Source organism: Pseudomonas chlororaphis (genome assembly GCA_001023535.1).
Taxonomy (GTDB): domain Bacteria; phylum Pseudomonadota; class Gammaproteobacteria; order Pseudomonadales; family Pseudomonadaceae; genus Aquipseudomonas; species Aquipseudomonas chlororaphis_E.
In genome coordinates this window covers 3,778,426-3,802,403 of sequence record CP011020.1, presented here as the reverse complement: position 1 = coordinate 3,802,403, position 23,978 = coordinate 3,778,426, and the positions used below count along the sequence as shown (strand labels likewise).

General features: G+C 63.7%; 22 protein-coding genes. 13 read left to right on the top strand and 9 right to left on the bottom strand.

Translation table 11 applies throughout. From position 1 onward, the window contains the following. Positions 1 to 7: 7 nt before the first annotated feature. Positions 8 to 2,209, bottom strand: coding sequence for a membrane protein (locus VM99_16870; protein AKJ99661.1), 2,202 nt, complete (start codon positions 2,207 to 2,209; stop codon positions 8 to 10). 69 nt (positions 2,210 to 2,278) lie between these two features. Here VM99_16870 and VM99_16865 point away from each other — a divergent pair, with 69 nt between their 5' ends. Continuing rightward, positions 2,279 to 2,566, top strand: a complete 288-nt coding sequence (locus VM99_16865; GenBank protein ID AKJ99660.1) for a selenoprotein — start codon at positions 2,279 to 2,281, stop codon at positions 2,564 to 2,566. Here VM99_16865 and VM99_16860 read toward each other — a convergent pair. Then, a complete protein-coding gene (locus VM99_16860; GenBank protein AKJ99659.1) occupies positions 2,560 to 3,450 on the bottom strand; it encodes a membrane protein in 891 nt (296 codons plus the stop codon). The two genes, VM99_16865 and VM99_16860, sit on opposite strands and share 7 nt — an antisense overlap. A 212-nt stretch (positions 3,451 to 3,662) precedes the next feature. Continuing rightward, positions 3,663 to 4,412, bottom strand: a complete 750-nt coding sequence (locus VM99_16855) for an AraC family transcriptional regulator (protein ID AKJ99658.1) — start codon at positions 4,410 to 4,412, stop codon at positions 3,663 to 3,665. 135 nt (positions 4,413 to 4,547) lie between these two features. Between VM99_16855 and VM99_16850 the strand changes: the two genes are divergently transcribed. Next, positions 4,548 to 5,363: a serine/threonine protein phosphatase gene (locus VM99_16850; protein AKJ99657.1), complete on the top strand. Its 816-nt coding sequence runs from the start codon at positions 4,548 to 4,550 to the stop codon at positions 5,361 to 5,363. A 16-nt stretch (positions 5,364 to 5,379) separates the two neighbouring features. Here VM99_16850 and VM99_16845 read toward each other — a convergent pair whose 3' ends face one another. Both VM99_16845 and VM99_16840 read right to left on the bottom strand, forming a co-directional pair. Beyond that, positions 5,380 to 5,967: a phosphohydrolase gene (locus tag VM99_16845; GenBank protein ID AKJ99656.1), complete on the bottom strand. Its 588-nt coding sequence runs from the start codon at positions 5,965 to 5,967 to the stop codon at positions 5,380 to 5,382. A 21-nt stretch (positions 5,968 to 5,988) separates the two neighbouring features. Beyond that, positions 5,989 to 6,300 (bottom strand): membrane protein, encoded by a 312-nt coding sequence (locus VM99_16840; GenBank protein AKJ99655.1) that lies wholly within the window; start codon positions 6,298 to 6,300, stop codon positions 5,989 to 5,991. 171 nt (positions 6,301 to 6,471) lie between these two features. Here VM99_16840 and VM99_16835 point away from each other — a divergent pair, with 171 nt between their 5' ends. After that, positions 6,472 to 7,500, top strand: coding sequence for an AraC family transcriptional regulator (locus VM99_16835; GenBank protein ID AKJ99654.1), 1,029 nt, complete (start codon positions 6,472 to 6,474; stop codon positions 7,498 to 7,500). On the opposite strand, the gene VM99_16830 is transcribed toward VM99_16835, so the two are convergent. Beyond that, positions 7,457 to 8,911 (bottom strand): potassium transporter TrkH, encoded by a 1,455-nt coding sequence (locus VM99_16830; GenBank protein ID AKJ99653.1) that lies wholly within the window; start codon positions 8,909 to 8,911, stop codon positions 7,457 to 7,459. The two genes, VM99_16835 and VM99_16830, sit on opposite strands and share 44 nt — an antisense overlap. A gap of 164 nt (positions 8,912 to 9,075) precedes the next feature. Between VM99_16830 and VM99_16825 the strand changes: the two genes are divergently transcribed. Continuing rightward, on the top strand, positions 9,076 to 9,639 hold the full coding sequence (locus VM99_16825) for a nitroreductase (GenBank protein ID AKJ99652.1): 564 nt from the start codon (positions 9,076 to 9,078) through the stop codon (positions 9,637 to 9,639). A 182-nt stretch (positions 9,640 to 9,821) separates the two neighbouring features. Here the strand turns inward: VM99_16825 and VM99_16820 are convergent, their stop codons facing one another. The 3 genes from VM99_16820 to phhA all read right to left on the bottom strand — a co-directional run bounded on the left by VM99_16820 (position 9,822) and on the right by phhA (position 12,254). After that, positions 9,822 to 11,015, bottom strand: a complete 1,194-nt coding sequence (locus tag VM99_16820; protein ID AKJ99651.1) for an aromatic amino acid aminotransferase — start codon at positions 11,013 to 11,015, stop codon at positions 9,822 to 9,824. Then, entirely contained in the window at positions 11,015 to 11,371 is a 357-nt protein-coding gene (phhB, locus tag VM99_16815; protein AKJ99650.1) for a pterin-4-alpha-carbinolamine dehydratase, read from the bottom strand. The genes VM99_16820 and phhB overlap by 1 nt, the downstream gene beginning before the upstream one ends. Before the next feature lie 97 nt (positions 11,372 to 11,468). After that, a complete protein-coding gene (phhA, locus tag VM99_16810; protein AKJ99649.1) occupies positions 11,469 to 12,254 on the bottom strand; it encodes a phenylalanine 4-monooxygenase in 786 nt (261 codons plus the stop codon). 284 nt (positions 12,255 to 12,538) lie between these two features. On the opposite strand from phhA, the gene VM99_16805 reads away from it, so the two are divergent. The 9 genes from VM99_16805 to flgF all read left to right on the top strand — a co-directional run bounded on the left by VM99_16805 (position 12,539) and on the right by flgF (position 23,938). After that, complete coding sequence (locus tag VM99_16805) at positions 12,539 to 14,098, top strand: ATPase AAA (protein ID AKJ99648.1); 1,560 nt, start codon at positions 12,539 to 12,541, stop codon at positions 14,096 to 14,098. A 129-nt stretch (positions 14,099 to 14,227) separates the two neighbouring features. Beyond that, positions 14,228 to 14,929, top strand: a complete 702-nt coding sequence (locus VM99_16800; GenBank protein AKJ99647.1) for a hypothetical protein — start codon at positions 14,228 to 14,230, stop codon at positions 14,927 to 14,929. Between the two features lie 50 nt (positions 14,930 to 14,979). Continuing rightward, positions 14,980 to 18,522: a glycosyltransferase gene (locus VM99_16795; GenBank protein ID AKJ99646.1), complete on the top strand. Its 3,543-nt coding sequence runs from the start codon at positions 14,980 to 14,982 to the stop codon at positions 18,520 to 18,522. A gap of 43 nt (positions 18,523 to 18,565) precedes the next feature. Then, the gene (locus VM99_16790; GenBank protein AKJ99645.1) at positions 18,566 to 19,294 is read left to right on the top strand and encodes an SAM-dependent methyltransferase; all 729 of its coding nucleotides are present in this window, start codon (positions 18,566 to 18,568) and stop codon (positions 19,292 to 19,294) included. Beyond that, entirely contained in the window at positions 19,291 to 20,139 is an 849-nt protein-coding gene (locus VM99_16785) for a hypothetical protein (protein AKJ99644.1), read from the top strand. The genes VM99_16790 and VM99_16785 overlap by 4 nt, the downstream gene beginning before the upstream one ends. Beyond that, positions 20,136 to 21,113, top strand: a complete 978-nt coding sequence (locus VM99_16780; GenBank protein ID AKJ99643.1) for a carbamoyl-phosphate synthase subunit L — start codon at positions 20,136 to 20,138, stop codon at positions 21,111 to 21,113. The genes VM99_16785 and VM99_16780 overlap by 4 nt, the downstream gene beginning before the upstream one ends. Then, complete coding sequence (locus tag VM99_16775) at positions 21,094 to 21,771, top strand: phosphatase (protein AKJ99642.1); 678 nt, start codon at positions 21,094 to 21,096, stop codon at positions 21,769 to 21,771. The genes VM99_16780 and VM99_16775 overlap by 20 nt, the downstream gene beginning before the upstream one ends. Before the next feature lie 51 nt (positions 21,772 to 21,822). Then, on the top strand, positions 21,823 to 22,968 hold the full coding sequence (locus tag VM99_16770) for a TDP-4-oxo-6-deoxy-D-glucose aminotransferase (protein ID AKJ99641.1): 1,146 nt from the start codon (positions 21,823 to 21,825) through the stop codon (positions 22,966 to 22,968). Between the two features lie 232 nt (positions 22,969 to 23,200). Next, the gene (flgF, locus tag VM99_16765; GenBank protein AKJ99640.1) at positions 23,201 to 23,938 is read left to right on the top strand and encodes a flagellar basal body rod protein FlgF; all 738 of its coding nucleotides are present in this window, start codon (positions 23,201 to 23,203) and stop codon (positions 23,936 to 23,938) included. The last annotated feature ends 40 nt before the right edge of the window (positions 23,939 to 23,978 follow it).

Genomic DNA, 23,978 nt, shown 5'->3' with positions numbered 1-23,978 from the left:
AGGTCCCTCAGAACGTCTGGCCCAGGTTCAGGTACACCGCTTGCTCGTCATCGTCATTGAAGCCATAGCTGAAATTCAGTGGCCCCAGCGGTGTGTCGAAGCCCAGGAAAAGGCTGGCGGCATTGATGTAGCCGCTGTCGAACGCATTGTCGTTGTTCCAGGCCCGGCCGCGCTCCAGCGAGCCGCCGATGTACAGCGGGAAGTCCAGCGGCAGGTACGCCCGCGGCGTGAGGCGGCGATAATATACGGCGCGCATCAGGCTCATGTTCTGCCCCGAGATACTGTCTTCGCGAAAGCCCGACAGTTGCCGTGCTCCCCCCAGGACGAAGCTTGAAGTCACGATTTCGGCGGTGTCGAGTGTCCGCCCGTAGCGCCCGCCCAGGATGAAAGTGTTCGGGCCGCTGCTCAGGGCCTTGTCCAGCTTGAACTCCCACTGGCGGTAGCGCTGGTCGGACCCCAATCCTGGTTCGTACTGGCGCCAGGCCAGGCCAATGTCCTCGCCTTCATGGGGGAAATACACATTGTCGAAGGAATCGAACGAGTATTTCAGTTCGTAGAAGCCCTCATTGAAATTTTCGCTGGGCTGGTCGTGGTCGCCGATGCGCACGTCCGCCTTGCCCCAGGCCTGGCCGACACCGAGGCGGACCTCGCCGCTGTTGCCGATCTGTCGGCCCAGGTTCAGGCCGAAGCCGTAGCGCTCGACGCGATACTGGGCGATCGGATCGTTGTCCAGGATAGCCTCGACGTTGCGCGACTCGAATTGCCCATAGGGTGCGATGAAATAGCGCGAGCCGACGTCCAGCGGTTGGTAGAACTCGCTGTACAGCTCCTGCCTGTCGCCGATCTGCGCCCGCGTCAGCCATTCGGCGCCCAGGCGATTGATCCCGTTGACCCGGTAGCTGGCGCCGAGGTTGAACGCGCTGTCGCCGCGCATGTCGTCCGACAGGCTTAGCCCCAGCCGCAGGTAATCGGTGCCGGTTCGTTTGCCCCGGGCGCTGATCACCAGCGTATGGTCCTGGCCCTTGCGCACCACGCGGTATTGCACCTGCTCGAAGTAATCCAGGCCATACAGCGTGCCCATGTCGGTCTGCAAGCGCCCCAGGTCCAGCGGCTCGCCGATCTGTTGGCGGACGTAGTAGCGAATCACGTCGTCGCCGACTTTCGAATCGTTTTCCACCCGGATCGCGGTGATGACCGGCGTGCGTTCACTTGGCGTGCGCGCCGCCATGAGCTGCGGGTCGGGCGGTTCGGCGGGGCGCAGGTGTGCCAGGCGGGCCTGGAGGATTTGCGTGGCGCGGTAGCCGGCATCGATCATTTCCCGGGCGCGTCCGAAATCGGTGGAGCCGAAGCTCGCCAGGGCCGGCTGGATCAACACGTCGTCCTGTTTCAGCGTGGCCAGTTGCTCTTCGGAGTTGCGCCGGGTCATCAGGGTGGTCGACTGGTTCAGCACGTCGACCACCGTGACTAACTGCTTGCGGTTGCGCAAAGGCGTGCCGATGTCGACCACGATGGCCACGTCCACGCCCATTTCCCGGGCCACGTCCAATGGAATGTTGTCGGCCATGCCGCCGTCCACCAGCAACCGGCCGTCCAGTTCTACCGGGGCGAACACCGCCGGGATCGACATGCTGGCGCGAATGACCTTGGGCAAGTGGCCTTTGCTGAACACCACCTTTTCGCCGCTGGCGATGTCGGTCGCCACTGCGCGGAACGGGATCGGCAGCTTGTTGAAGTCGCGGGTGTCGCTGGCGTGGGCCAGCAGGCTTTCCAGCAGCAGGTCCAGGTTCTGCCCCTGGATCACGCCCAACGGCAGGCCGAGGCTGCCATCGTCGCGAAAGCTCAGCTTCTGTTTCACCAGGAAGTCCCGGTCATCCTGCTTGCGCCTGAAGGGCACATCCTTGCGGGGCGGGGCATCGGACAGCGCCTGTTGCCAGTCGATGCCCAGGGCCAGCTTCTCCAGTTCGTCGATCTTGTAGCCCGAGGCGTACAGCCCGCCGATCACCGCGCCCATGCTGGTGCCGGCAATGGCGTCGATCTTGATGCCTTGTTCTTCCAGGGCCTTGAGCACGCCGATATGGGCCAGCCCCCGGGCCGCGCCGCCGGACAGCACCAGGCCGATTTTCGGTCGCGCGGTTTGTGCGGCGGGTGCGTCGGCATGGCCGAACAGGGGCAGCAACAACAGGAGCAGGCAGGGCAGCAAACGGCGCATCGTCAATCTCGGGCGAACGGTAAAGGCGGGTATTATAACGACGCCCTCGACCCCAGGAGTTCACTCGCAATGACCGCGCACAAACCGGAAATCGTCATCACCTATTGCACCCAGTGCCAATGGCTGCTGCGCGCCGCCTGGCTGGCCCAGGAGTTGCTCAGCACCTTCGCCGACGACCTGGGCAAGGTGTCGCTGGTGCCGGGCACCGGTGGGGTCTTCCACATCAGTTGCGACGGCACCTCGATCTGGGAACGCAAGGCCGACGGCGGGTTTCCCGAGGCCAAGGTGCTCAAGCAACGGGTTCGCGACCAGATCGATCCGGCGCGCGACCTGGGCCATAACGACCGGGTTCAGTGAGACGCGGCCTCGGTGCCGACACTCGGTTTCTTCGAACCGGCCACCTGGCTCGACACGACGATTGCAACGATGATCACCGCGCCGCCGATCAACATGCGCAGCGTCGGGTTTTCATCGAACAGTAACCAGGCGATGGTGATGCCGTAGACCGGCTCCATGGCAAAGACCACGGCCGCCGTGCGGGCCTTGATCACCGCCAGGCTGGCGACGAACAGGCTGTGGGCCAGGCCGGTGCAGAACACGCCGAGCAGCGCGATCCACAGCCAGTCGAGAGGGCGTACATCGGCCAGTTGTGGCGCGGCCATGGGCAGCAGGCACAGGCCGACCACCACGTTCTGGCACAGCGCCGCCTGCACCGGCGGCACATGCGCCGAGCCGGCGCGGTTGGTCAACGACAACAGCGAGAACAGCAGCCCCGAGGCCACGGCCCACAGCAGGCCGGTAGTGGCGCCGCTGGCCAGGTCGAAGTCTGGCGTGACCAGCACCAGGCCGATGCTCACCAGCACCACCAGCAGGATTTCATTGGCGCGAATCCGCTCGCGGAAGATCAGCCCTTCGAGCAGCACCGTAAAGGCCGGGAAACTGGCGAACCCCAACGTCGCAATCGCCACGCCGGCGACTTTGACCGCGATGAAGAAGCTCACCCAATGCCCGGTCAACAGCAACCCGCCCAACAACAGTCGACGGCCATCGGTTGCCCGCAGTTTTTGCCAACGGGTAGGACTGGCGAACCGGGCAAACACCGCCAGGGCCAATACGGCGAAGACGGCGCGACCGAACACGATGACCGCCGGCGAAGCGGCGGCGAGCTTGCCGAACACGCCGGTCAGGCCAAACATGAGGGCGCCGATGTGCAGGGCGCCGAGGGCGGTACGGGGAGTCATTGCGGTCCTTGGGCTGGTGGATTGGAACGGGTGGATAAGGGCATGGGCTCACTGATCGCTATCAGCCAACACAATTCCCTGTGGGAGCTTGCTCAATCAATGCAACGTTGACTGGCAGGCCGCCATCGCGAGCAAGCTCGCTCCCACAAGGGTATTTAAGCGTCAAGCACGCCTCGGTGTCTGTCGCGATCCTGGCGATTTTTAGCGCCAGGCTAGCGTTGGCGTCGCAACTGGCCCGGTGAGGCGCCGAATTCGCGCAGGATGGCGGCGGCGAAGGCGCTCTGGGAGCTGTAGCCGACGCGATGGGCGATCTCGCCGATGGGCAGGTCGCTGTCGCGCAGCAACGCCACGGCCTTGTGCAAGCGGCGGCTGCGGATGTAGTCCATCGGGGTCTGGCCGCACTCGGCGATGAAGCGGGCGTGCAAGCGCGCGCTGGAGAGTCCGGCGACCTTGGCCAGATCGGCCACTTGCAGCGCATAGGCGGCGTACTGGTCGATGTGGGCGTCGAGGGCGGCAAAGGGCAGGCGCCGGCCACCGGACGGCTGCGGGCCAATGCCATTGAGGCTGGCCAGGAGCAGCACCGCACCTTGCTGGGCGATCACCGGGTCGTCCACCGGGCTGCCCGCCAGCCAACTGACCAACTGGTTTTGCCCCGCATCCAGCGGCAGGCGCGCGCAGCGGTCCAGCAACCGCCGGCTGGCGTCGGCATGGTCGCCCAGGGATTGCCCGACCCACTCATCGCTCGGCACATCCAGCACCAGGCAGCGGCTGCCGCGGGGGCTGTCACAGGCATGGTGGGCACCGGCCGGCACCACCACGAAACTTTGCTGCACCACCTGGCTGCCGCAGCCCTCGACCTCGAAATCCAGCGCGCCCGACAAGCCGAACACCAACTGGGCGTGGTCATGGCTGTGGACGATCAGGTCCTGGCTGTAGTGGCGTAGCGTGAGGATCGGTCTCATCGCGGTCTCCCGGGGGCAGGCCGCCAGTCTACACCCGGCGCGCCGCGCCTCGCGTTGTCATGTAACCGACTTGTGCCTGTCATGGGCCATTAACCGCCTGGGTGCACAGTGGCACAAACGATCAGAGGGTTGCCCATGACCAGCGCCGAGCTCGCCAGACCCAGCCGCAAACAACGTGTTCGCACCCTGTGGATCTCCGATGTGCACCTGGGCACCCGGGATTGCCAGGCCGAGCACCTGTCGCATTTTCTCAAGGGCTATCACGCCGACAGGATCTATCTGGTCGGCGACATCATCGATGGCTGGAAGCTGCGCGGCGGCATGTACTGGCCCCAGGCCCACACCAACGTCATTCGCCGCCTGCTGACCATGAGCAAGCGCGGCACCGAAGTGATCTACGTCACCGGTAACCATGATGAGTTCCTGCGCCGCTATTCGAAACTGATCCTGGGCAATATCCAACTGGTGGACGAAGCCGTGCACGTCACCGCCGACGGTCGGCACCTGCTGGTGATCCATGGCGACCAGTTCGACGTCATCACCCGTTACCACCGTTGGTTGGCGTTCCTCGGCGACTCGGCCTACGAATTTACCCTTACGCTCAACCGCTGGCTGAACCACTGGCGGGCCCGTTATGGCTATGGGTACTGGTCGCTGTCGGCCTACCTCAAGCACAAGGTCAAGACCGCCGTGAGTTTTATCAGCGACTTCGAAGAGGCCATCGCCCACGAATGCGTCAAGCGCGAGCTGCATGGCGTGGTGTGCGGGCACATCCACCATGCCGAGATTCGCCAGGTGGGTGGCGTGGAGTACCTCAATTGCGGCGACTGGGTCGAGTCATGCACGGCGCTGATCGAGCATTGGGACGGCTCGATCGAGCTGTATCGGCTGGCGGATGCCCAGGCGCGGGAGGCGCAGTTGAAGGCCCTCAAAGTGGCTGAGCCTGCCTGAGTCGTCTGCTGTTGTGTCAGGCGGGTGCGTCAGCCATCGCCGCCTTGTAGATCGACTGCTTCGGCGCGGCGAATACCCTTTCCAGCAGGGGTTCGAAGAAGCTCAACGGCAGCGTGTCGTAGTCGGCGTCGAACGCCGCCGCGTCGCAGCGGGCGCAGAATTCGAGGGTGGCCTGGTACTGCGGGTGTTCGCGAAACTGCTCGCGCAGGTGCCGGTCCATGCCCAGGTGATGGAAGAAGTAGTAGCCCTGGAAGAGCCCGTGCTTCTCCACCATCCACAGGTTTTCGGCGCTGACGAAGGGCTTGAGGATCGCCGCGGCGATGTCCGGGTGGTTGTACGAGCCCAGCGTGTCGCCGATGTCGTGGAGCAGGGCGCAGACCACGTATTCCTCGTCTCGCCCGTCGCGGTAAGCGCGGGTGGCGGTCTGCAAGGAGTGGGTCAGGCGATCCACCGGGAAGCCACCGAAATCACCATCCAGCAGTTTCAAGTGGGCCAGGATCCTTCCCGGCAACTGCCGCGCGTAGGCGCTGAAGTCGGCCGCGATGATCGCCCAGTCTTCCCGGGTGCCGTCCTGCATGTGGGTAAAGCGTGCGTGGGTGCTCATCGACAATCCCCTGGTACCTGGTTAAAACGCCACCTTGCCCAGCATCATGTCCCGGTACATGACGAAGTCACCGAGCAGGCTGTAGAGCGGGTGTTGAAAGGTGGCCGGACGGTTTTTTTCGAAGAAGAAGTGCCCGACCCAGGCAAAGCCGTAGCCGGCGACAGGCAGGGCGAGCAGCCACCAGGCGCTGCCGACGACCCATGCCACGGCAACCAGCAGGATGACCAGGGAGGTGCCGATGAAGTGCAGTCGTCGGCAGGTGCTGTTGCTGTGCTCGCCGAGGTAGTAGGGGTAGAACTCGGCGAAGCTGTTGAATGATCTGACCTTTCCCAAGACGGCAGGCTCTTTGAGGGTTTATTGTCCTTTCAAGTCTAGAGCGCTCACCTGCATCGGCCAGTGACAATGAGGGCCAGTCTAGTATCCTTCGCAAATCCGGCCGCAGCACGCGGCTCCTCGTGCAAGTGATCCGTCATGAGCGAACGAACGACTTCTTCAAGCTGGGCGATGGGGATTGTCAAGGCGCTGGAAATGGACGGCCTCGATTGTCGGGCGCTGTTCAAGCAACTGGGGTTGGATTTCGAGGCCCTGGACGATCCGGACGCGCGCTTTCCCCAGGACTCGATGACGCGGCTCTGGCAGCAGGCCGTGCAACTCTCGGGCAACCCGGCCATTGGCCTGAACATGGGCAAGGTAGTGCGCCCGGCTTCCTTCCACGTGGCGGGCTACGCCCTGATGTCCAGCCGCACGCTGGTGGAAGGTTTCCAGCGGCTGGTGCGTTACCAGCGGATCATCGCCGAAAGCGCCGAGTTGAGTTTTCGTCAGTTCGAAGAGGGCTACGGGCTGATCCTGACGGTGCACGGCGATCATCTGCCCCCCACCCGCCAGAGCGCCGAAGCATCCCTGGCCTGCGCGCTGGCCCTGTGCAACTGGTTGACCGGGCGCACCCTGCGTCCGGTGAAGGTGCTGTTCCAGGGAGAGGAACCGGCGGACCTGGCGCCTTATCGCCAGGCGTTTCCCGCGCCGCTGGTGTTCGGTGCGCCTTACGACGCGCTGATCCTGGAGCGCAGCGACCTGGAAGCGCCGCTGCCCACGGCCAACGAGGCCATGGCGAGGCTGCACGACCGGTTTGCCGGCGAGTACCTGGCGCGGTTTTCGGAAAGCCGTGTGACCCACAAGGCGCGGCAGGTGCTGTGCCGACTGCTGCCCCAGGGCGAGCCCAAGCGCGACGTGGTGGCGCAGACGCTGCACCTGTCCCAGCGCACCTTGCAACGCCGCCTGCAGGAGGAGGGCACCAGTTTCCAGAGCCTGCTCGACGACACCCGCCGCGAGCTGGCCGAACAGTACCTGGCGCAACCGGCCATGACCTTGCTGGAAATCGCCTACTTGCTGGGCTTTGCCGACCCGAGCAATTTTTTCCGGGCCTTTCGCCGTTGGTTCGACACCACGCCCGGCGAGTACCGGGCACGGCTGGCGAGTGCGACGAAACCGGTCAGTGACGCCAGAACGCCGGGATACACAGCACGAACACCGTGATGATCTCCAGTCGTCCCAGCAGCATGCCGCCGGACAGGATCCACTTGGCGGCATCGGGCAGCGGTGCGAAGTTGCCGGCCGGGCCGATGGTTTCCCCCAGCCCCGGGCCGACGCCGGACACGGTGCTGGCCGCGCCGGTCAGGGCAGTCATCCATTCCACCCCCAGCAGCGACAGCAGCAGGGCGATCACGCAGATGGTGATGGCGAAGAAGAACGAGAAGGTCAGGATCGAACGGACGATTTCCTCGTCGAGGCGGTGGCCGTTGTACTTCTGCTTGATCACTGCCCGAGGGTGAATCAGCTGATTGAGGTTGGCCCGCAGCAGGATGTAGGCGACTTGGAAGCGGAAGATCTTGATCCCGCCGGCCGTCGAGCCCGAGCAGCCGCCGACGAAGCCCAGGTAGAAGAACAGCATCAGTGAGAAGTTGCCCCACAGGCTGTAGTCCCCCAGGGCGAAGCCGGTGGTGGTGACGATCGACGTCACGTTCAGTGCCACGTGCCGCAGGGCGTCCAGCCAATGCAGGTCGGTGGTGGCCCAGTACCAGGTGCCGAGCACCAGCCAGGTGACCAGCAGCACCCCGATCAAGCCCTGGACCTGCTGGTCCTTGATCAACGCCCGGCGATTACCGCGCAGGGTCGAGACGTACAGGGCGAACGGCAGGCTGCCGAGGATCATGATGACGATGGCCACCCAGTGCACGGCCGGCTGCGTCCATTTGGCCAGGGACAGGTCCGAGGTGGAGAAACCGCCGGTGGAAATCGCCGACATCGAATGGTTGATCGCGTCGAACAGGCTCATCCCGGCCCACCACAGGGCCAGTGTGCCGAGAATGGTGATGCCCACGTAGGACGCCACGATCAGCCGCGCCACCATGTGTGAGCGAGGCATGACCTTTTCCGAGCGGTCCGACGACTCGGTCTGGAACAGCCGCATGCCACCGATGCGCAGCAACGGCAGGATCGCCACCGCCATGCCGATGAAGCCGATCCCGCCGAGCCAGTGCAGCAGCGAGCGCCACATCAGGATGCCCGGGGACATGGTGTCCAGGCCGCTCAGGACCGTGGCGCCGGTGGCGGTGATCCCCGACATGCTCTCGAAGAATGAATCGGTGTAGCTGATGTGCTGAGTCAGCAGGAACGGCAGCGCGGCGAAGATGCACACCACCAGCCAACTGCTGACGGTCAGCAGGTACATGTCGCGCGGGCGCAGGTGAATGTGTTCCGGACGCCCGGGAAGGACCAGGGCCAGGCCGGCGACGAAAGTGATCATGCTCGACCAGAGGAACGACGGCAGGTCACCGGTGCGGTCGAACACCAGCAACGTTGCCATGGGCACGACCATGAAGATCGCCAGGGTGATCAGGAAGATGCCGATGATGAAACCTATGATCCGCAGGGTCGGCAACGCCATGAAGTCCGCTCGGGCTGAAAGGGGAAGGGCGCCATTCTACCGACGGCAAGCGGCATGTAAACCGCACCCGGCGCGACGGGCGTGTGCATCGGCGTTCTAATTTGCGCTAACGAACTCGCCGTACAGCCACTAGAATAGCCGGACATTTTTCAGGGAGGTGGCCGATGCAGGCTCTCGACGCTTTGCTCAACCGTGTTTCCGTCCCGCGCCTGGTGGACCCGGCCCCTACGCCGGAACAGCGCGAGGTCATGTTCGCCGCTGCGATGCGGGCGCCGGATCACGGCCAGTTGCGGCCTTGGCGTTTTCTGACGGTGGAGGGGGCGGCGCGCCAGCGCATGGGCGAACTGCTGGCCGAAGCGGCGCGCTTCAACGACCCGCTGGTGGCCGAAGCCGTTGTGGAAAAAGCCCTCAACGGCCCGTTGCGTGCGCCGTTGGTCGTGGTGGTGATCGCCCGCCTGCAGGATCATTTCAAGGTCCCGAAGGCCGAGCAGATGCTGGCGGCCGGCTGCGCGGCCCATGCCATCCTGCTGGCGGCTTATGCCCAGGGCGTCGGTGGCGTCTGGCGTACGGGCGAGCTGGCGTATTCCCCGCACGTGGCCAAGGGGCTTGGCTTGGAGGACGGCGAAGAGGTGATCGGTTTCCTTTACCTGGGCACCCCGCAGAAAGAGGCACGCGTTGCCCCGAAGGAAGACACCGCCGAATTTGTTCGTGAGTGGACAGGGCTGTAGCTACAACTGGCGGGCTCTTGTGGCGAGGGGATTTATCCCCGCTGGGCTGCGCAGCAGCCCCCCAAACTGTTTTTGCAGGTCCATCTGACACAGCCGAGGCGTCAGCTTTCAGGGCTGCTGCGCAGCCCAACGGGGATAAATCCCCTCGCCACAAAGGGGTATGTGTCAGATAGGGATGACAGTTATTTACAAACGTCAGCAATCGCCTCGGCGAATTGGTCCAGGCGTGTCGCGTCGATGCCCGCCACGTTGGCCCGGCCCGTGCCGACCATGTACACGCTGTGCCGCTCGCGCAGATGCCGGACCTGCTCCGGCGTCAGGCCGGTGTAGGAAAACATTCCGCGTTGCACGCCGATATGGGCGAAGCGCTCCCGCAGGCCGTGGGGCTCGAGGGCGTCCAGCAGGCCGCTGCGTAGCTGGGCGATGCGCAGGCGCATGGCCTGGACTTCGTCGGCCCACAGGCTTTTGAGTTGTGCGTCGCCAAGGATGGTCGCGACCACGGCGGCGCCGTGATCCGGCGGCGTCGACCACAGGTTGCGGGCGATGTTGGCCAGTTGGCTGCGGATATCCAGCAACTTCCCGCTTTCCCCGGCGCAGACGATCAGCGCCCCGGTGCGATCGCAGTACAGGCCAAAGTTCTTCGAGCAGGAACTGGTGATCAGCACTTCCGGCAGCGCCTGGGCAAACAGCCGCACCGCCCACGCATCCTGTTCCAGCCCGTCGCCAAAGCCCTGGTAGGCGAAGTCGATCAACGGCAACAGTTCACGCTGGCGCACCACGTCCAGTACCTGGCGCCATTGATCATGGGTCAGGTCGAAACCGGTGGGGTTGTGGCAGCACGCGTGCAGCAGCACCACATCGCCTTTGGGCGCCTGGTTCAAGGTCGCCAGCATGGCCTCGATATCCAGGCGATTGTCGGCGCCCACGTAGGGGTAGTGACTGGCCTTGACGCCAGCGGCGGCGAAGATGGTCTCGTGGATCGGCCAGGTCGGGTTGCTCAGCCAGACGCCCCGCCCGGGCAGGCACTGGGCGATGAAGTCGGCACTCAGGCGCAGGGCCCCGGTGCCCCCTGGGGTCTGGGTGGCGCCGGCGCGTTTTTCGGCGATGTGTGCCGAGTCCGCGCCCAGCACCAGTTCACTGATCAACTGGCCGAACGCCGCGTCGCCGTGACCGCCAATGTAGGTCTTGGTGGTCTGGCGATCCACCAGGCGCTGTTCGGCCTGCTTTACCGATTCCAGGATCGGCGTCAGGCCCTGGGCATCCTTGTAGACCCCCACGCCCAGGTCGAACTTGCTCGGGTTGGTGTCCGCGCCGTAGGCCTCCATCAGGCCGAGGATCGGATCGCCGGGCACCCGGCCGATGGCGTCGAAATGCATTACTTGCGACCCTCGGCGGTCTTGGCCACTTCATCGGTGCGCGCGGCCATGATGAAGTCATTGCGGTGCAGGCCCTTGATGGAGTGGCTCCACCAGGTCACGGTGACTTTGCCCCATTCGGTCAGCAAGCCCGGGTGATGGCCCTCGGCTTCGGAGATCTCGCCGACGGCGTTGGTGAAGGCCAGGGCGTGCTTGAAATTCTTGAACAGGAAGACCTTTTCCAGCTGCATCACGCTGTCGCGCACTTCGATGTTCCAGTCCGGGATCTGCTTGATCAGTACCGGCAGTTCTTCGTCGCTGACTTGCGGGGCATCGGCGCGGCAGGCTTCGCAATGGGCTTGGTTCAGAGTGTTCATGGTGTGTTCCTGGATCGAAAGAGTAGAACGTCGATGCGCCCACGCTAAAGCAAAGCCGTGCGGCGCAACAGACTCAATTGGGCTCAAAAAAAGCCATTCAGGCCGCTTTTGGCGGAAATTTCGGCGTGTGCAGGCCCAGTTCCCGGCCGCGCTTGACCAGGCTCATGATGTCTTCATGGGCCAGGTCGAACAGGCGCTTGAGTTCGGGAAGGACGAAGTACACCGGTTGCAGGATGTCGATGCGATACGGCGTGCGCATGGCTTCCAGCGGATCGAACGCCTGGTGCTCGGGCTCGTCGGACAGGCAGTACACCGTCTCCTTGGGGGACGACAGGATGCCACCGCCGTAGATGCGTCGGCCCTGAGGCGTGTCCACCAGGCCGAACTCGATGGTCATCCAGTACAGGCGCGCCAGGTAGACGCGTTCTTCCTTGGAGGCCTGCAGACCGAGCTTGCCGTAGGTGTGGGTGAATTCGGCGAACCAGGGGTTGGTCAGCAGGGGACAGTGGCCGAAGATCTCGTGGAAAATGTCCGGCTCTTGCAGGTAGTCCAGTTCTTCACGGGTACGAATAAAGGTCGCCACCGGAAACTGCTTGCTGGCCAGCAATTCAAAAAAGGTCTGGAAGGGGATCAGCGCCGGCACCCGGGCGACTTGCCAGCCTGTGGTTTCGCCCAGCACTTTATTGATTTCACCCAGTTGCGGGATGCGATCGTGGGGCAGGCCGAGCTTTTCGATGCCGTCGAGGTATTCCTGGCACGCGCGGCCCTCGATGACTTTCAACTGGCGGGTGATCAGCGTGTTCCACACCGCATGTTCTTCGGCGGGGTAGTCGATAAAACCTTGCGCATCGGGCTCGCGGGCCACGTACTGCGTCTGCTTCATGCTGTTCTCCTGCTGATTCCCCTCAGGGGGAAAGGCGTGTTTTGTTGTTATGTCCAGCGATGCAGTAGAGATAACGCGAAGCAGACGAATGTGCAGCAGGGCCATGGCGACGTGGGTGGATGGAATGGCGCTGTTTCGTAAATTTTTCGTTACAGATGGGCCGGTGCGTCCATGCCGATTGGATTTTCAGCTGGGAAATGCCCTGCAGCTGTCACATAATCTTGACGGTTATTTGCACTCAGTCTCAGAAAAATCCTACCCACAACGAGCTCCCGGGCCTCCTTATGCGCATCAAAGTCCATTGCCAGAACCGCATCGGCATCCTGCGGGACATCCTCAACCTGTTGGTGGAGTACGGCATCAACGTCGCCCGCGGGGAGGTTGGTGGCGAACATGGCAATGCGATCTACCTGCACTGTCCCAACCTGATCAACATTCAATTCCAGGCGTTGCGTCCGAAGTTCGAGGGCATCGCCGGGGTGTTTGGCGTCAAGCGTGTAGGGCTGATGCCCAGCGAGCGTCGGCACATGGAGCTCAACGCCTTGCTGGGCGCCCTGGAGTTTCCGGTGCTGTCCATCGACATGGGCGGCTCCATCGTCGCCGCGAACCGGGCGGCGGCGCAGTTGCTCGGGGTGCGGGTGGATGAGGTGCCGGGGATTCCGCTGTCGCGTTATGCCGAGGATTTCGACCTGCCGGAGCTGGTGCGCGCCAACCAGTCGCGCATCAACGGCTTGCGGGTCAAGGTCAAGGGCGATGTGTTCCTGGCCGATATCGCGCCTTTGCAATCGGAGCACGACGACAGCGAGGCCATGGCCGGCGCGGTCCTGACGTTGCACCGCGCCGATCGGGTCGGCGAGCGTATCTACAACGTGCGCAAGCAGGAGTTACGCGGCTTCGACAGCATCTTCCAGAGCTCCAAGGTGATGGCGGCGGTGGTCCGTGAAGCCCGGCGCATGGCGCCGCTGGATGCGCCGCTGTTGATCGAGGGCGAGACCGGCACCGGCAAGGAATTGCTGGCGCGGGCCTGCCACCTGGCGAGCCCGCGCGGGCAATCGCCGCTGATGGCGCTCAACTGTGCCGGCCTGCCGGAGTCCATGGCCGAGACCGAACTGTTCGGCTACGGCCCTGGCGCCTTCGAAGGTGCCCGGGCCGAAGGCAAGCTCGGCCTGCTGGAACTGACGGCGGGGGGCACGCTGTTTCTCGACGGGGTCGGGGAGATGAGCCCGCGCCTGCAAGTGAAGCTGCTGCGCTTTTTGCAGGATGGTTGCTTTCGTCGGGTCGGCAGCGATGAGGAGGTGTACCTGGATGTGCGCGTGATCTGCGCCACCCAGGTGGACCTCTCCGAACTCTGCGCCCGCGGCGAATTCCGCCAGGACCTGTACCACCGCTTGAACGTTCTGTCGCTGCACATTCCGCCACTGCGCGAATGCCTGGATGGGCTGACGCCGTTGGTGGAGCACTTTCTCGACCAGGCCAGCCGCCAGATCGGCTGCCCGTTGCCAAAGCTGGCCCCGGCGGCGATGGAGCGCCTGAGCCACTACCATTGGCCGGGCAATGTCCGGCAACTGGAAAACGTGTTGTTCCAGGCGGTGTCCCTGTGCGATGGCGGGAAAGTGCGGGCCGAGCACATTCGCCTGCCGGACTACGGCGTGCGCCAGCCCCTTGGCGATTTCTCCCTTGAGGGCGGGCTCGACGAGATCGTCGGGCGCTTCGAGAAGGCGGTGCTGGAGCGCCTCTACTCCGAGCACCCCAGCAGCCGGCAATTGGGCAAGCGGTTGGGGGTGTCCCATACCACCATTGCCAACAAGTTGCGGGCGTACGAGGTGGGCAAGGCTGAGTCCTGACCGTAGCGGCGGCTGAAATAGTTGGTATGGGATTTGCTCGACCGAGGTCGGTGCGCCGCTTATTCACATTCTGTGGCGACTTTTTGACAGGGCTCAGCCCCGGTTCCCGCTGCGTACGTGAGATTCAGAATGCATAAGAAAATTGCAGTGGTGCAGTCGAACTACATTCCCTGGAAGGGCTACTTCGATCTGATCCGCAGCGTCGATGCGTTCATCCTGTACGACGACGTCCAGTACACCCGCAGTGACTGGCGCAACCGTAACAAGATCAAGACCGCCCAGGGCGAGTATTGGCTGAGTATCCCGGTCAAGAAAAAGGGCCGCCTCGGCCAGTTGATCAATGAAGTCGAGATCAGCACTCCGGGCTGGGCCGCCGCGCACTGGAAAACCATCGAGCAGAGCTACCGACGCGCGCCGTATTTTGCGCAGATGCAAGCGCCGATTCGGGCGCTCTACGAGCAGGCGGCCGACCTGACCCACCTGACCCGGATCAACCACCTGTTCATCGCCGGCCTGTGCCCCCTGTTGGGCATCCACACACCGCTTTACCGTTCTGAGGACCTGGGTGGGGTCGAGGGCAAGAACGAGCGTCTGATCCACCTGTGCCAGGCCCTCGGTGCCGAGCATTACCTTTCCGGACCGGCAGCCAGCCATTACCTCGACGAAGCCGCGTTCGCCGCCCAAGGCATCACAGTGTCGTACATGAGCTACGCCGGCTACCCCGAATACCCGCAGGTGTACGGCGACTTCCAGCACGCGGTCAGTGTCATCGACCTGTTGTTCAATACCGGCGCGGATGCATCGGCTTTCATGACGCGAGGGGCTGCCTGAGCGGGCCTTGCAGTCACACCCTGTTTGATTTGATTGTGGAGATGCACCCGATGTCGAACCCCGCGCAGTTGGACGCTCATTCGCTTGAACAGGCGTTGGCGCGTTTGCGGCTGATGTATGCCAAACCCGAGCATCCCTACTATTTCGCCGCGCCTGCCTACCGTGAATCGTCGTCGGGCGTGGTCTCGCTGCATTACCTTTGCCACATGCTCAATCTCAGTGGCCGTGAGGCTTACATCTGCGGCAGCGACGTGGTCAATCCAGACCTCAAGACCCCGGTGATCACCTCCGCGATCAAACAGCGCCACAAGGCCGCCGGCAAAGTGCCGATCGCGGTGTACCCCGAGGTGTTCCCCGGCAATCCGCTGAACTGTTCGGTCGTGGCGCGTTTTCTGCTGAATTTCGAGGGCTTCCTGACCGGAAACAGCATGGACGCGGCGCCCACCGACTTGTTTTTCTATTACGCAGCCCGGCTCGCCGAGCACCGGGGCGACCCTGACGGCGACCTGCTGTGCCTGCCGACCATCGACATCGAAATGTTCTCCAGCGTGGGCACCGATGCTGTGCGCGAGGGTAGCTATCTCTATCAGAACCGCCACCCGCTGGAAAAGATCGACTACGCGCAACTACCCGCCGACATTCGTCTGCTGAGCATGGCCAATCCGCTGACCCTGCCTGAGTTGGCCAAGGTATTGCGCAAGGCCGAGGTGATGTATTCCTACGAGTGGTCGATGACCTGCGTGATGGCGGTGCTGTGCGGCTGCCCGGTGATCTTCATTCCGGGGCATGGCGTCGACCAGCCGCTGCTCGACACCAGTTTCTTCGGCAGTGTGGGCTTTGCCATGCTCGACCAGCCGGACCCGTTGGCGCATGCCCGGGCCAGCCTCGGCGACGCTTTGCCGCGTTACGTTGAGCGCACCGCGTCTTTCTGGCAGCAACTGGATGTGTTCATTGCCCGGACCCAGGCGACCGCCGCCCGGGAAGCCGTCGGCAACCGCCTGGGGGCGCTCGACTGGTTGCGCCAGCGCTACCCGACGGCCCAGCAGTTGCGCCTGGTCAACGAGCGCTTGGCGATCCCAACGGCCCCCAGCTTCACGGTCCTGGTCCGCGATGACGGCAACCCGCTTGCATTGGCGCACACCCTCGACAGCCTGGATCGACAGTTGTACCAGCGCATCCATGTGTGCGTGATGGGCAGCGTCGATCCGGCGCGCGCCAACGTCCAGTGGTTGGACTGTGATCCGAGGCAGCCGGTGACTGCGATCAATGGCTTGCTCGCTGGCATCCAGAGCGACTGGGTGATGATGGTCGAGGCGGGGGAGGAGTTCGTAGCCGCAGGCTTGCAGGTGACGGCGCTCAACCTGCTCGACGCCCCCGACAATTGCCTGGCGGTGTACGCCGACGAGGCGCTGCGCATGGCTGGCGTGGTCAATGTCGCGCTGCGCCCCGATCTGAACCTGGACTTGCTGTTGGCCAACCCGGCCAGTTTTTCCCGTCACTGGATGTACCGTCGCGAAGCGCTGGTGCAGCTGTGCGGTTTTGACGAGACCTGCGGCGGAGCCTTTGAGCTGGCCTATCAGTTGCGCCTGATCAGCGAGCAAGGTGGGCAGAGCGTGGGGCATGTCAGCGAGCCCCTGCTGATCGCCAACGAGCCGAGGCCGTCGGACTGCGCCGATGAGCGTGCGGTCATCGACGCGCATCTGCAGGCGCGTGGCTACGTTCAAGGGCAGGCGATCGCCCTGGACATGCAGCCCGGCGGCTACCGCATCGACTACGGCCATGAGCGCCAGGCCTCGGTCAGCATTGTGATCTACCTCGAAGGGCAACTGGTCAATTTCCAGCGTTGCCTGGAAAGCCTGCTGATCCAGACCAGCGCCGTGGACTTCGAAGTCTTACTGGTCGAGCCGGGCGGCGACGACCCTGCCTTGCTGGAGTGGCTGGCGCTAGTCGAGGAGATGGGCGAAGGCCGTTTCCAGGTGTTGCGTTTCATGCCGGGACAATCCCGTGCAGCCATGTGCAATGCGGCGGCGCAGGAAGCGCGTGGCGAGTACCTGCTGTGGCTCGATGCCCATGCCGCCGTGCTGGAACCCGGCTGGTTGCACGCGTTGCTCAACCAGGCCCAGCGCCCGGAAGTCGGCGCCGTGGGCGGCAAGTCCCAGGACAACCAGGGGCGCATTCGTCAGGCGGGCCTGGTGCTGGGGTTGGGAGGAACGGTCGGTCGGGCTTTCGAGGGCGTGTCATCCCAGGTGGCGGGCTACATGGGGCGGCTGGGGCTTGAGCAGAGCTGCTGCGCGGTGGACGGTGAGTGCCTGATGCTGCGTCGAGCGTTGTTCCTCGAGGCGGGCGGCTTCGACACCGATCCGTTGTTGGCGCCCTGGGCTCCTATCGATCTGTGCCTGAAGTTGTACCAGGCGGGGTACCTGAACGTCTGGACGCCTTTCGCACGCCTGTTGGTCGACCCGCTGCCGGCCCCCCGTGCGAGCCGCGAGCAGGAGGACGCGTTGTTCGCCCGCTGGATGCCGCAGTTGGCCCGCGACCCTGGCTACAACGCCAATTTCTCGCTGCGTGCCGGTGAGGGCTTTACCCTGGAAAACAACGACCTGAGCTGGTATCCGCTGCAAGGCAGCGTGCCGAGGCTGCTGGTTTGCATCACTGACCCGCAGGCGACGGGGCACTCGCGGCTGATCCAGCCGTTGCGGGCCATGCTGGAAGCCGGGGAGGTCGAGGGTACGGCGGTTTCAACGGTGTTGTCGGCGGTGGAGATCGAGCGCCTGGCGCCGGCCACCGTAGTGTTGCAGCGGCCTCTGGATGACGCGGGGCTGTTGGCCCTGAGCCGTCTGAGGGCGTTTTCCAAAGCGTTCACGGTCTACGACCTGGACGGTTACTTGCCGCAGATGGAATTGAAAGGCGATTACTCTGCCGATGAGCTGTTGGAGCGCCTGCGGTTCGGGCTGCTACAGGCGGATCGGGTATTGGTCTCTTCGCCGGCGCTGGCCGAACTGTTGCAGGGCCAGCACGATGATATTCGCGTGGTGGAAACCCTGCTGCCGGCCGCCTGGGGGCGCCTGCAGAGCAAGCGTGCCGTAGGCGTCAGGCCGCGCCTGGGCTGGCTGGGTGGCAAGGACGCCGAGCTGTTGGCCGATGTGCTGCCAGCGTTGGCCGGTGAAGTGGACTGGGTGGTGCTGGGCGACTGTCCGGCGGCCATGCGGCCTTTCGTGGCAGAACTGCACCCGGGTGTCGGGCAGCAGCAGTTGGCGGGCGCCCTGGCCGCATTGAACCTTGATCTTGCCTTGGTACCGATGGCCGAAACCCTGGGCAACGCCTGCTCGGCCGACCTGCGCGTCCTGCAGCATGCCGCTTGCGGGCATCCGGTCATTTGCAGCCGGGTGCCGGGGTTTGTCGGTGGCGAGGTATTGCCGCTGTCGCGCGTGAGCAACGAGGCGCAAGACTGGATCCGCACGATTCGCCTGCACCTGGAGGATCGTGAGGCCTCGGCGACCCTGGGAGACGCCTTGCAGTCGGCCGTGCGTGCCCAGTGGCTGCTCGAAGGTGAGCGCCTGGACGCCTGGCGACAGGCCTGGCTGGCTGATTGAACCGTACCGATGACTATTTGGCCGCCCAGCGGAGTGCAGTGACATGAGCAACGATCTTGATACCTTCATCGCCGCCTACAGCGACAGCTTTGGCTATGCGTATGACAACAACATCATTCTCAATTGGTATCCCCAACGCATCATGGCGCTGTGCACCCAGGCGCAAAGCCTGCTGGAGCTCGGCGTGGGCCATGGTTTCAGTACCCATCGCTTCTCGAAGTTCTTCAGCAAACACACGGTCATCGACGGCTCCGCCTCGGTGATCGCCCAGTTCAAGGCCCAGTACCCGGACAGCCCGGCCGAGATTGTCGAAAGTTATTTCGAGACCTTCGACACCGACCAGCGTTTCGATCTCATCGTGATGGGCTTCGTGCTTGAGCACGTCGATGATCCGCAGGTCGTGCTGCAACGGTTCAAGCGTTTCCTGGCGCCGGGGGGGCGTTGCTTCGTGCTGGTGCCCAATGGCGAGTCCCTGCATCGGCGCTTCGGCCATGCTGCCGGGTTGCTTGACGACATGATGGCGCTGGGCAGCGGCGATCTGGAACTGGGTCATGTGCGCAGCTATTCGCTACAGTCCCTGACGGCCGAGCTGCAAGCCGCAGGGCTTGAGGTGGTGCGCAAGGAAGGCGTGTTCCTCAAGCCTTTCACCACCGGTCAACTGAAGGAATTGAACCTGGGGGCGGACATCGTCCAGGCCATGTGCACCGTGGGGATCGATTACCCGGAGCTCAGTTGCGCGCTCATGCTCGAAGCGACAGTCGCTGCGTCATGAGAAGCCTGGTCATCGGAAGTACCTCGGTCATCGGCCAGGCGGTTGCCCGCGGCTTGTCGCGCCATGGCCAGGTCAGGTTGGCGGGGCGCCGGGATGCCGACATCGCCTTCGACTTGAGTGCCCAGGCACCCGTCGCCTGCGATGAGCGCTTCGACGTTGTCGTGTTGGCCGCTGCCGATTTCGGCGGGCGCCAGCCGGATGAGCTGGTTCGCGCCGAGCTGGTCAACAGCGTGGGTACGCTGGCGGCCTGTCGCCTGGCGGAACAATGCGGGGCCCGCCATTTCATCTTGCTGTCGTCGCGTTCGGCCTGCGACCAGGTGACGGATCCCTACTTTGGCATCTACTCGCTGTCCAAGCGCCATGCCGAGGAAGTGGCGAGCCTGTACTGCCAGGAGCGCGGCATGGCGTTGAGCATCCTGCGCATCAGCCAGGTCTACGGCAGTGACGAGCAGTGCCGCTCCCATCAACCGCTGTTGTATGCCATGGCCGACAAGGCGCAGGCGGGGCAGGCCGTCGAGCTGTATGGCCGCAACGACGCCAAGCGCAACTACTTGCACCTGAACGACCTTGCCGAGCTCTGCGCACGGGTAGCGACCCAGGGCGTTACAGGGCTGTTCAACTGCGGCCATCCGCAATCCCCGCGTCTTTCCGAGATCGCCCAGGCCGCGTTCGAAGCATTTGGCAAGCCGCTGGACGTCCGCTTCCTGGCGGAAAAAAACGACATCCCCGACCTGCCGCCCTTCGACGATTTGCAGGCGCTCCACGAGCAAACGGGTTTCACCCCGCGAATCGACATTCGCCAGGGATTCGAGTTGATGCGAGCGCACCGGGAGACCCTGGCATGAAGACCGTCATGGTGACTGGCGTAGGGGCCATCATGGGCTATGGCCTGCTCAAGTCCTTGCGTGCGGCGGATGCCTCTGTCCGGCTGATCGGCACCGATATCTACGACGACGCTGTCGGGCGCGCCTGGAGCGATGCATTCGAGCAAGCCCCGCTGACCGCTGACCCGGGATATGGCCAATGGCTGGGCGACACCCTGGCCCGGCACAAGGTTGACCTGCTGATTCCGGGGATCGAACAGGACCTCCATTGGCTGTCGGACAACCGCGCGTTGTTGGCCACGCTTGACTGCCGGGTGGTGCTCAACAATTCGCACCTGATCGACCTTTCCCGGGATAAATGGGCCATGGACCAGGCGCTGGTGGCGCTGGGGGATGCCTGCCGTATTCCCAGCCTGCTGTCCGGGGACTTTCATTCGCTCACGGCCGCGCTGGGCCTGCCGTTCCTGCTCAAGCCACGCAGGAGCTACGCTTCCAAGGGGCTGGTCTGGGTTCGCGAGGAGCGCGACTTCACGCCTCACGCGCCGTTGCTGGGTGAGTACCTCATGGCCCAACCGATCATTGGCAGCGCGGCCGACGAGTTCACCGTGGCGGCGTTTGGCGACGGTCGCGGCGACCCCGGGCCGATCATTGCCTTCCAGCGCCGCCTGGCCTCGGATGGCTCCACCGCCAAGGCTTGGGTGTATCAGGACGATTCGCTGGAACAGGTGGTGGTCAGGTTATGCCGTGCCTTCAAGCCTGAGGGGCCGACCAACTTGCAGTTCCGGCGTGGCGGCGACGGTTCCTGGCGCCTGCTGGAGATCAATCCGCGGATCTCCTCGACCAGTTCGATACGCCGCGCATTCGGCTACAACGAGGCGGCCATGTGCCTGGACTATTACCTGCACGGCAAGACGCTGGCCCGGCCTACGCTGCGCAGTGGTTTCGCTGTTCGTTATATAGAGGACTTCATTGTCTATGATCGGGATCATTTCTGACGTACATGGCAATTACAGCGCCCTTCGGACAGTGCTGGCCAAGCTCGACGAACTGGGTGTTACACAGATCATCTGCTTGGGCGACACCGCCGGTTACTACAGCCAGGTCAACGAATGCTGCGACGCCCTGCGCGAGCGGGACGTCTTCTCGGTGATGGGCAACCACGACTGGTACCTGGCCAAGCATGAGCGATGCCCTCGTTCCAACAGCGCCAATGCCTGCCTGGACTACCAGCAAGGCGTCGTCACGGCGCAGAACCTGGCCTGGCTGGGCTCGCTTGCGCAGCGCTCGAACCAACAGGGGGTGAGCATCGTCCACGGTGGCTGGAACGATCCGCTGGATGAGTACGTGCGACCTTCGCAGGCGTATTTTTCGCCCTTGCCTGGCCGCTACTTCGCCTCGGGCCATACTCATGTCCAGTACCTGTGGAGCGGCGAAGGCAAGGTCTACTGCAACCCTGGTTCAGTCGGCCAGCCCCGTGATGGTGATGCTCGGGCCGGTTTCGCGACCTGGGACGGTGAGGCGTTCGAGCTGCACCGGGTTGAATACGACATCGTTGAAACCCAGCAGGCGATGAAGCGAGCCGGATTCACTCCGTACTTCTATGAAAATCTTGATACAGGCAGCCAGATAGGTGGGCGGATCAGTGCGGTTTGAGGTTTTGTCCTGCGCGCCACCCATGACCATGCCCATCCAGGGAAGTTTGCAATGAGCAAAGAAACGATCTTCTTCAACCGCCCTTACATGACCGGCAAGGAACTGGATTACATCGCCCAGGCCAAGTTCGGCAACATGCTCGCCGGCGATGGCCCCTTCACCAAGCGGTGTCATCGCTGGCTGGAGGCGCAAACGGGCAGCAACAAGGCCCTGCTGACCCATTCATGCACCGCGGCCCTGGAAATGACGGCGTTGCTGCTGGATATCCAGCCTGGCGACGAAGTCATCCTGCCGTCGTATACGTTCGTCTCCACCGCCAATGCCTTCGTGTTGCGCGGCGCGGTGCCGGTCTTCGTCGATGTGCGGCCCGACACCCTGAACCTGGACGAGCGCCTGATCGAGGCGGCGATCACGCCACGGACCAAGGCCATCGTACCGGTGCACTACGCAGGCGTGGCCTGCGAGATGGACGAGATCCTGGCCATTGCCCGCAAGCATGGGCTGGCCGTGGTGGAAGACGCCGCGCAAGGTGTGATGTCGACCTACAAGGGGCGGGCGCTGGGCAGTATCGGTGACCTGGGGGCCTTCAGCTTTCACGAAACCAAGAACGTGATTTCGGGGGAGGGCGGGGCCTTGCTGGTCAATGATCCCGCGTTGGCGTTGCGGGCCGAGATCATCCGGGAAAAAGGCACCGATCGCAGCCGGTTCTTCCGGGGTGAAGTAGACAAGTACACGTGGCAGGAGGTGGGTTCCTCGTTCCTGCCGGGGGAAATGACGGCCGCGTTCCTCTGGGCCCAGTTGGAAGAGGCGCAAGCCATCACCAACCGCCGCCTGGCCCTCTGGGACAATTACCATGCGGCGCTGGCGACGCTTGAGCGGCAAGGGGCGCTGCGGCGTCCGATAGTGCCTGAAAACTGCCAGCACAACGCGCACATGTACTACGTGATCCTCGCCCCGGGCGTCGAGCGCCAGGCCGTCCTCGAAGAGCTCAAGCGACATGCCATCTACGCGGTGTTCCATTACGTGCCGCTGCATTCATCGCCCGGTGGCCTGCGTTATGGACGCGTGCAGGGTTCGATGGAGGTGACTGACGGCTATTCCGAGCGCCTGTTGCGTTTGCCCATGTGGCTCGGCTTGACCCATGAGCACCAGGAGCAGGTGGTGGGTGTGTTGGGCGATGCCTTGGCAAAGGCCTGACCTCCGCCAGCCGATGAGGCGCCTGGCATCAGGCCAGGTGCCAGGCCTTGCCACCTAGCGGCATAACACCGCCGGTTTTTCGACTTCGACACCCTCAACCTACCCTCTGTAAATCCCCCAGGCCCTTTGTTTACCGGGCCTTGGCCCGCCAGAAAAAAGTTGGTCTGCAAATTGCTTAAGGCTGTGCAACACAGCAGTGGACGGCAAACGTCCGGCATGCAGAGGAACGACAGTGGACAAGTACCTTTATGTGGCAATGACCGGCGCCAGCCAGAACGCACTGGCGCAACGGGCCCATGCCAACAACCTGGCGAACATTTCCACCAATGGTTTTCAGAAAGACCTGGAGCAGGCGCGCTCGATGCCGGTGTTCGGCGACAGCTTTCCGGCGCGGGCGTTTGCCATGTCCGAGCGACCTGCCACGGACTTCACACCGGGCGCGTTGGTGGAAACCGGTCGCGACCTCGACGTGGCGGTCAGCGGTCCGGGCTGGATGGCGGTACAGAATCCCGACGGCGGTGAAAGCTACGTGCGCACCGGCAGCCTCAATGTTGACGCCCTGGGCGTGCTGCGGGCCGGCAACGGCATGCCGGTGATGGGCAACGGCGGTCCCATCGCCGTGCCGCCGGAGCAGAAGATCGAAATCGGCCAGGACGGCACCATCAGCATCCGCGCCATGGGCGAAGGCCCGCGGGTAATGGCCGAGGTGGACCGCATCAAGCTGGTCAATCCGGACCTCAAGAACATGACCAAGGGCCTGGACGGTTCGATCCGGACCAAGGACGGCCAGCCGGCGCCCATCGATGCCAACGTGCAGTTGGTCTCGGGGTTCCAGGAAGCGAGCAACGTCAATGCCGTGGACGAGATGACCTCGGTCCTGGCCCTGGCCAAGCAGTTCGAGCTTCACGTGAAGATGATGAACACCGCCAAAGAAGGCGATGAGGCTATGGCTCGGGTCTTGCAGATCTAACTATTAATGACAGCGTCGCGCCGATAATCAGGCGTACGAG

Bases quoted from the DNA above. Each gene is read 5' to 3' on its own strand.
- VM99_16850 (AKJ99657.1), top strand. From the start codon at position 4,548: ATGACCAGCGCCGAGCTCGCCAGACCCAGCCGCAAACAACGTGTTCGC.
- phhB (AKJ99650.1), bottom strand. From the start codon at position 11,371: ATGAACACTCTGAACCAAGCCCATTGCGAAGCCTGCCGCGCCGATGCC.
- VM99_16785 (AKJ99644.1), top strand. From the start codon at position 19,291: ATGAGAAGCCTGGTCATCGGAAGTACCTCGGTCATCGGCCAGGCGGTT.
- VM99_16845 (AKJ99656.1), bottom strand. From the start codon at position 5,967: ATGAGCACCCACGCACGCTTTACCCACATGCAGGACGGCACCCGGGAA.
- VM99_16860 (AKJ99659.1), bottom strand. From the start codon at position 3,450: ATGACTCCCCGTACCGCCCTCGGCGCCCTGCACATCGGCGCCCTCATG.
- VM99_16870 (AKJ99661.1), bottom strand. From the start codon at position 2,209: ATGCGCCGTTTGCTGCCCTGCCTGCTCCTGTTGTTGCTGCCCCTGTTC.
- phhA (AKJ99649.1), bottom strand. From the start codon at position 12,254: ATGAAGCAGACGCAGTACGTGGCCCGCGAGCCCGATGCGCAAGGTTTT.
- VM99_16790 (AKJ99645.1), top strand. From the start codon at position 18,566: ATGAGCAACGATCTTGATACCTTCATCGCCGCCTACAGCGACAGCTTT.
- VM99_16800 (AKJ99647.1), top strand. From the start codon at position 14,228: ATGCATAAGAAAATTGCAGTGGTGCAGTCGAACTACATTCCCTGGAAG.
- VM99_16830 (AKJ99653.1), bottom strand. From the start codon at position 8,911: ATGGCGTTGCCGACCCTGCGGATCATAGGTTTCATCATCGGCATCTTC.
- VM99_16855 (AKJ99658.1), bottom strand. From the start codon at position 4,412: ATGAGACCGATCCTCACGCTACGCCACTACAGCCAGGACCTGATCGTC.
- VM99_16865 (AKJ99660.1), top strand. From the start codon at position 2,279: ATGACCGCGCACAAACCGGAAATCGTCATCACCTATTGCACCCAGTGC.
- VM99_16820 (AKJ99651.1), bottom strand. From the start codon at position 11,015: ATGCATTTCGACGCCATCGGCCGGGTGCCCGGCGATCCGATCCTCGGC.
- VM99_16795 (AKJ99646.1), top strand. From the start codon at position 14,980: ATGTCGAACCCCGCGCAGTTGGACGCTCATTCGCTTGAACAGGCGTTG.
- VM99_16805 (AKJ99648.1), top strand. From the start codon at position 12,539: ATGCGCATCAAAGTCCATTGCCAGAACCGCATCGGCATCCTGCGGGAC.
- VM99_16775 (AKJ99642.1), top strand. From the start codon at position 21,094: ATGATCGGGATCATTTCTGACGTACATGGCAATTACAGCGCCCTTCGG.
- VM99_16835 (AKJ99654.1), top strand. From the start codon at position 6,472: ATGGGGATTGTCAAGGCGCTGGAAATGGACGGCCTCGATTGTCGGGCG.
- VM99_16780 (AKJ99643.1), top strand. From the start codon at position 20,136: ATGAAGACCGTCATGGTGACTGGCGTAGGGGCCATCATGGGCTATGGC.
- VM99_16770 (AKJ99641.1), top strand. From the start codon at position 21,823: ATGAGCAAAGAAACGATCTTCTTCAACCGCCCTTACATGACCGGCAAG.
- VM99_16825 (AKJ99652.1), top strand. From the start codon at position 9,076: ATGCAGGCTCTCGACGCTTTGCTCAACCGTGTTTCCGTCCCGCGCCTG.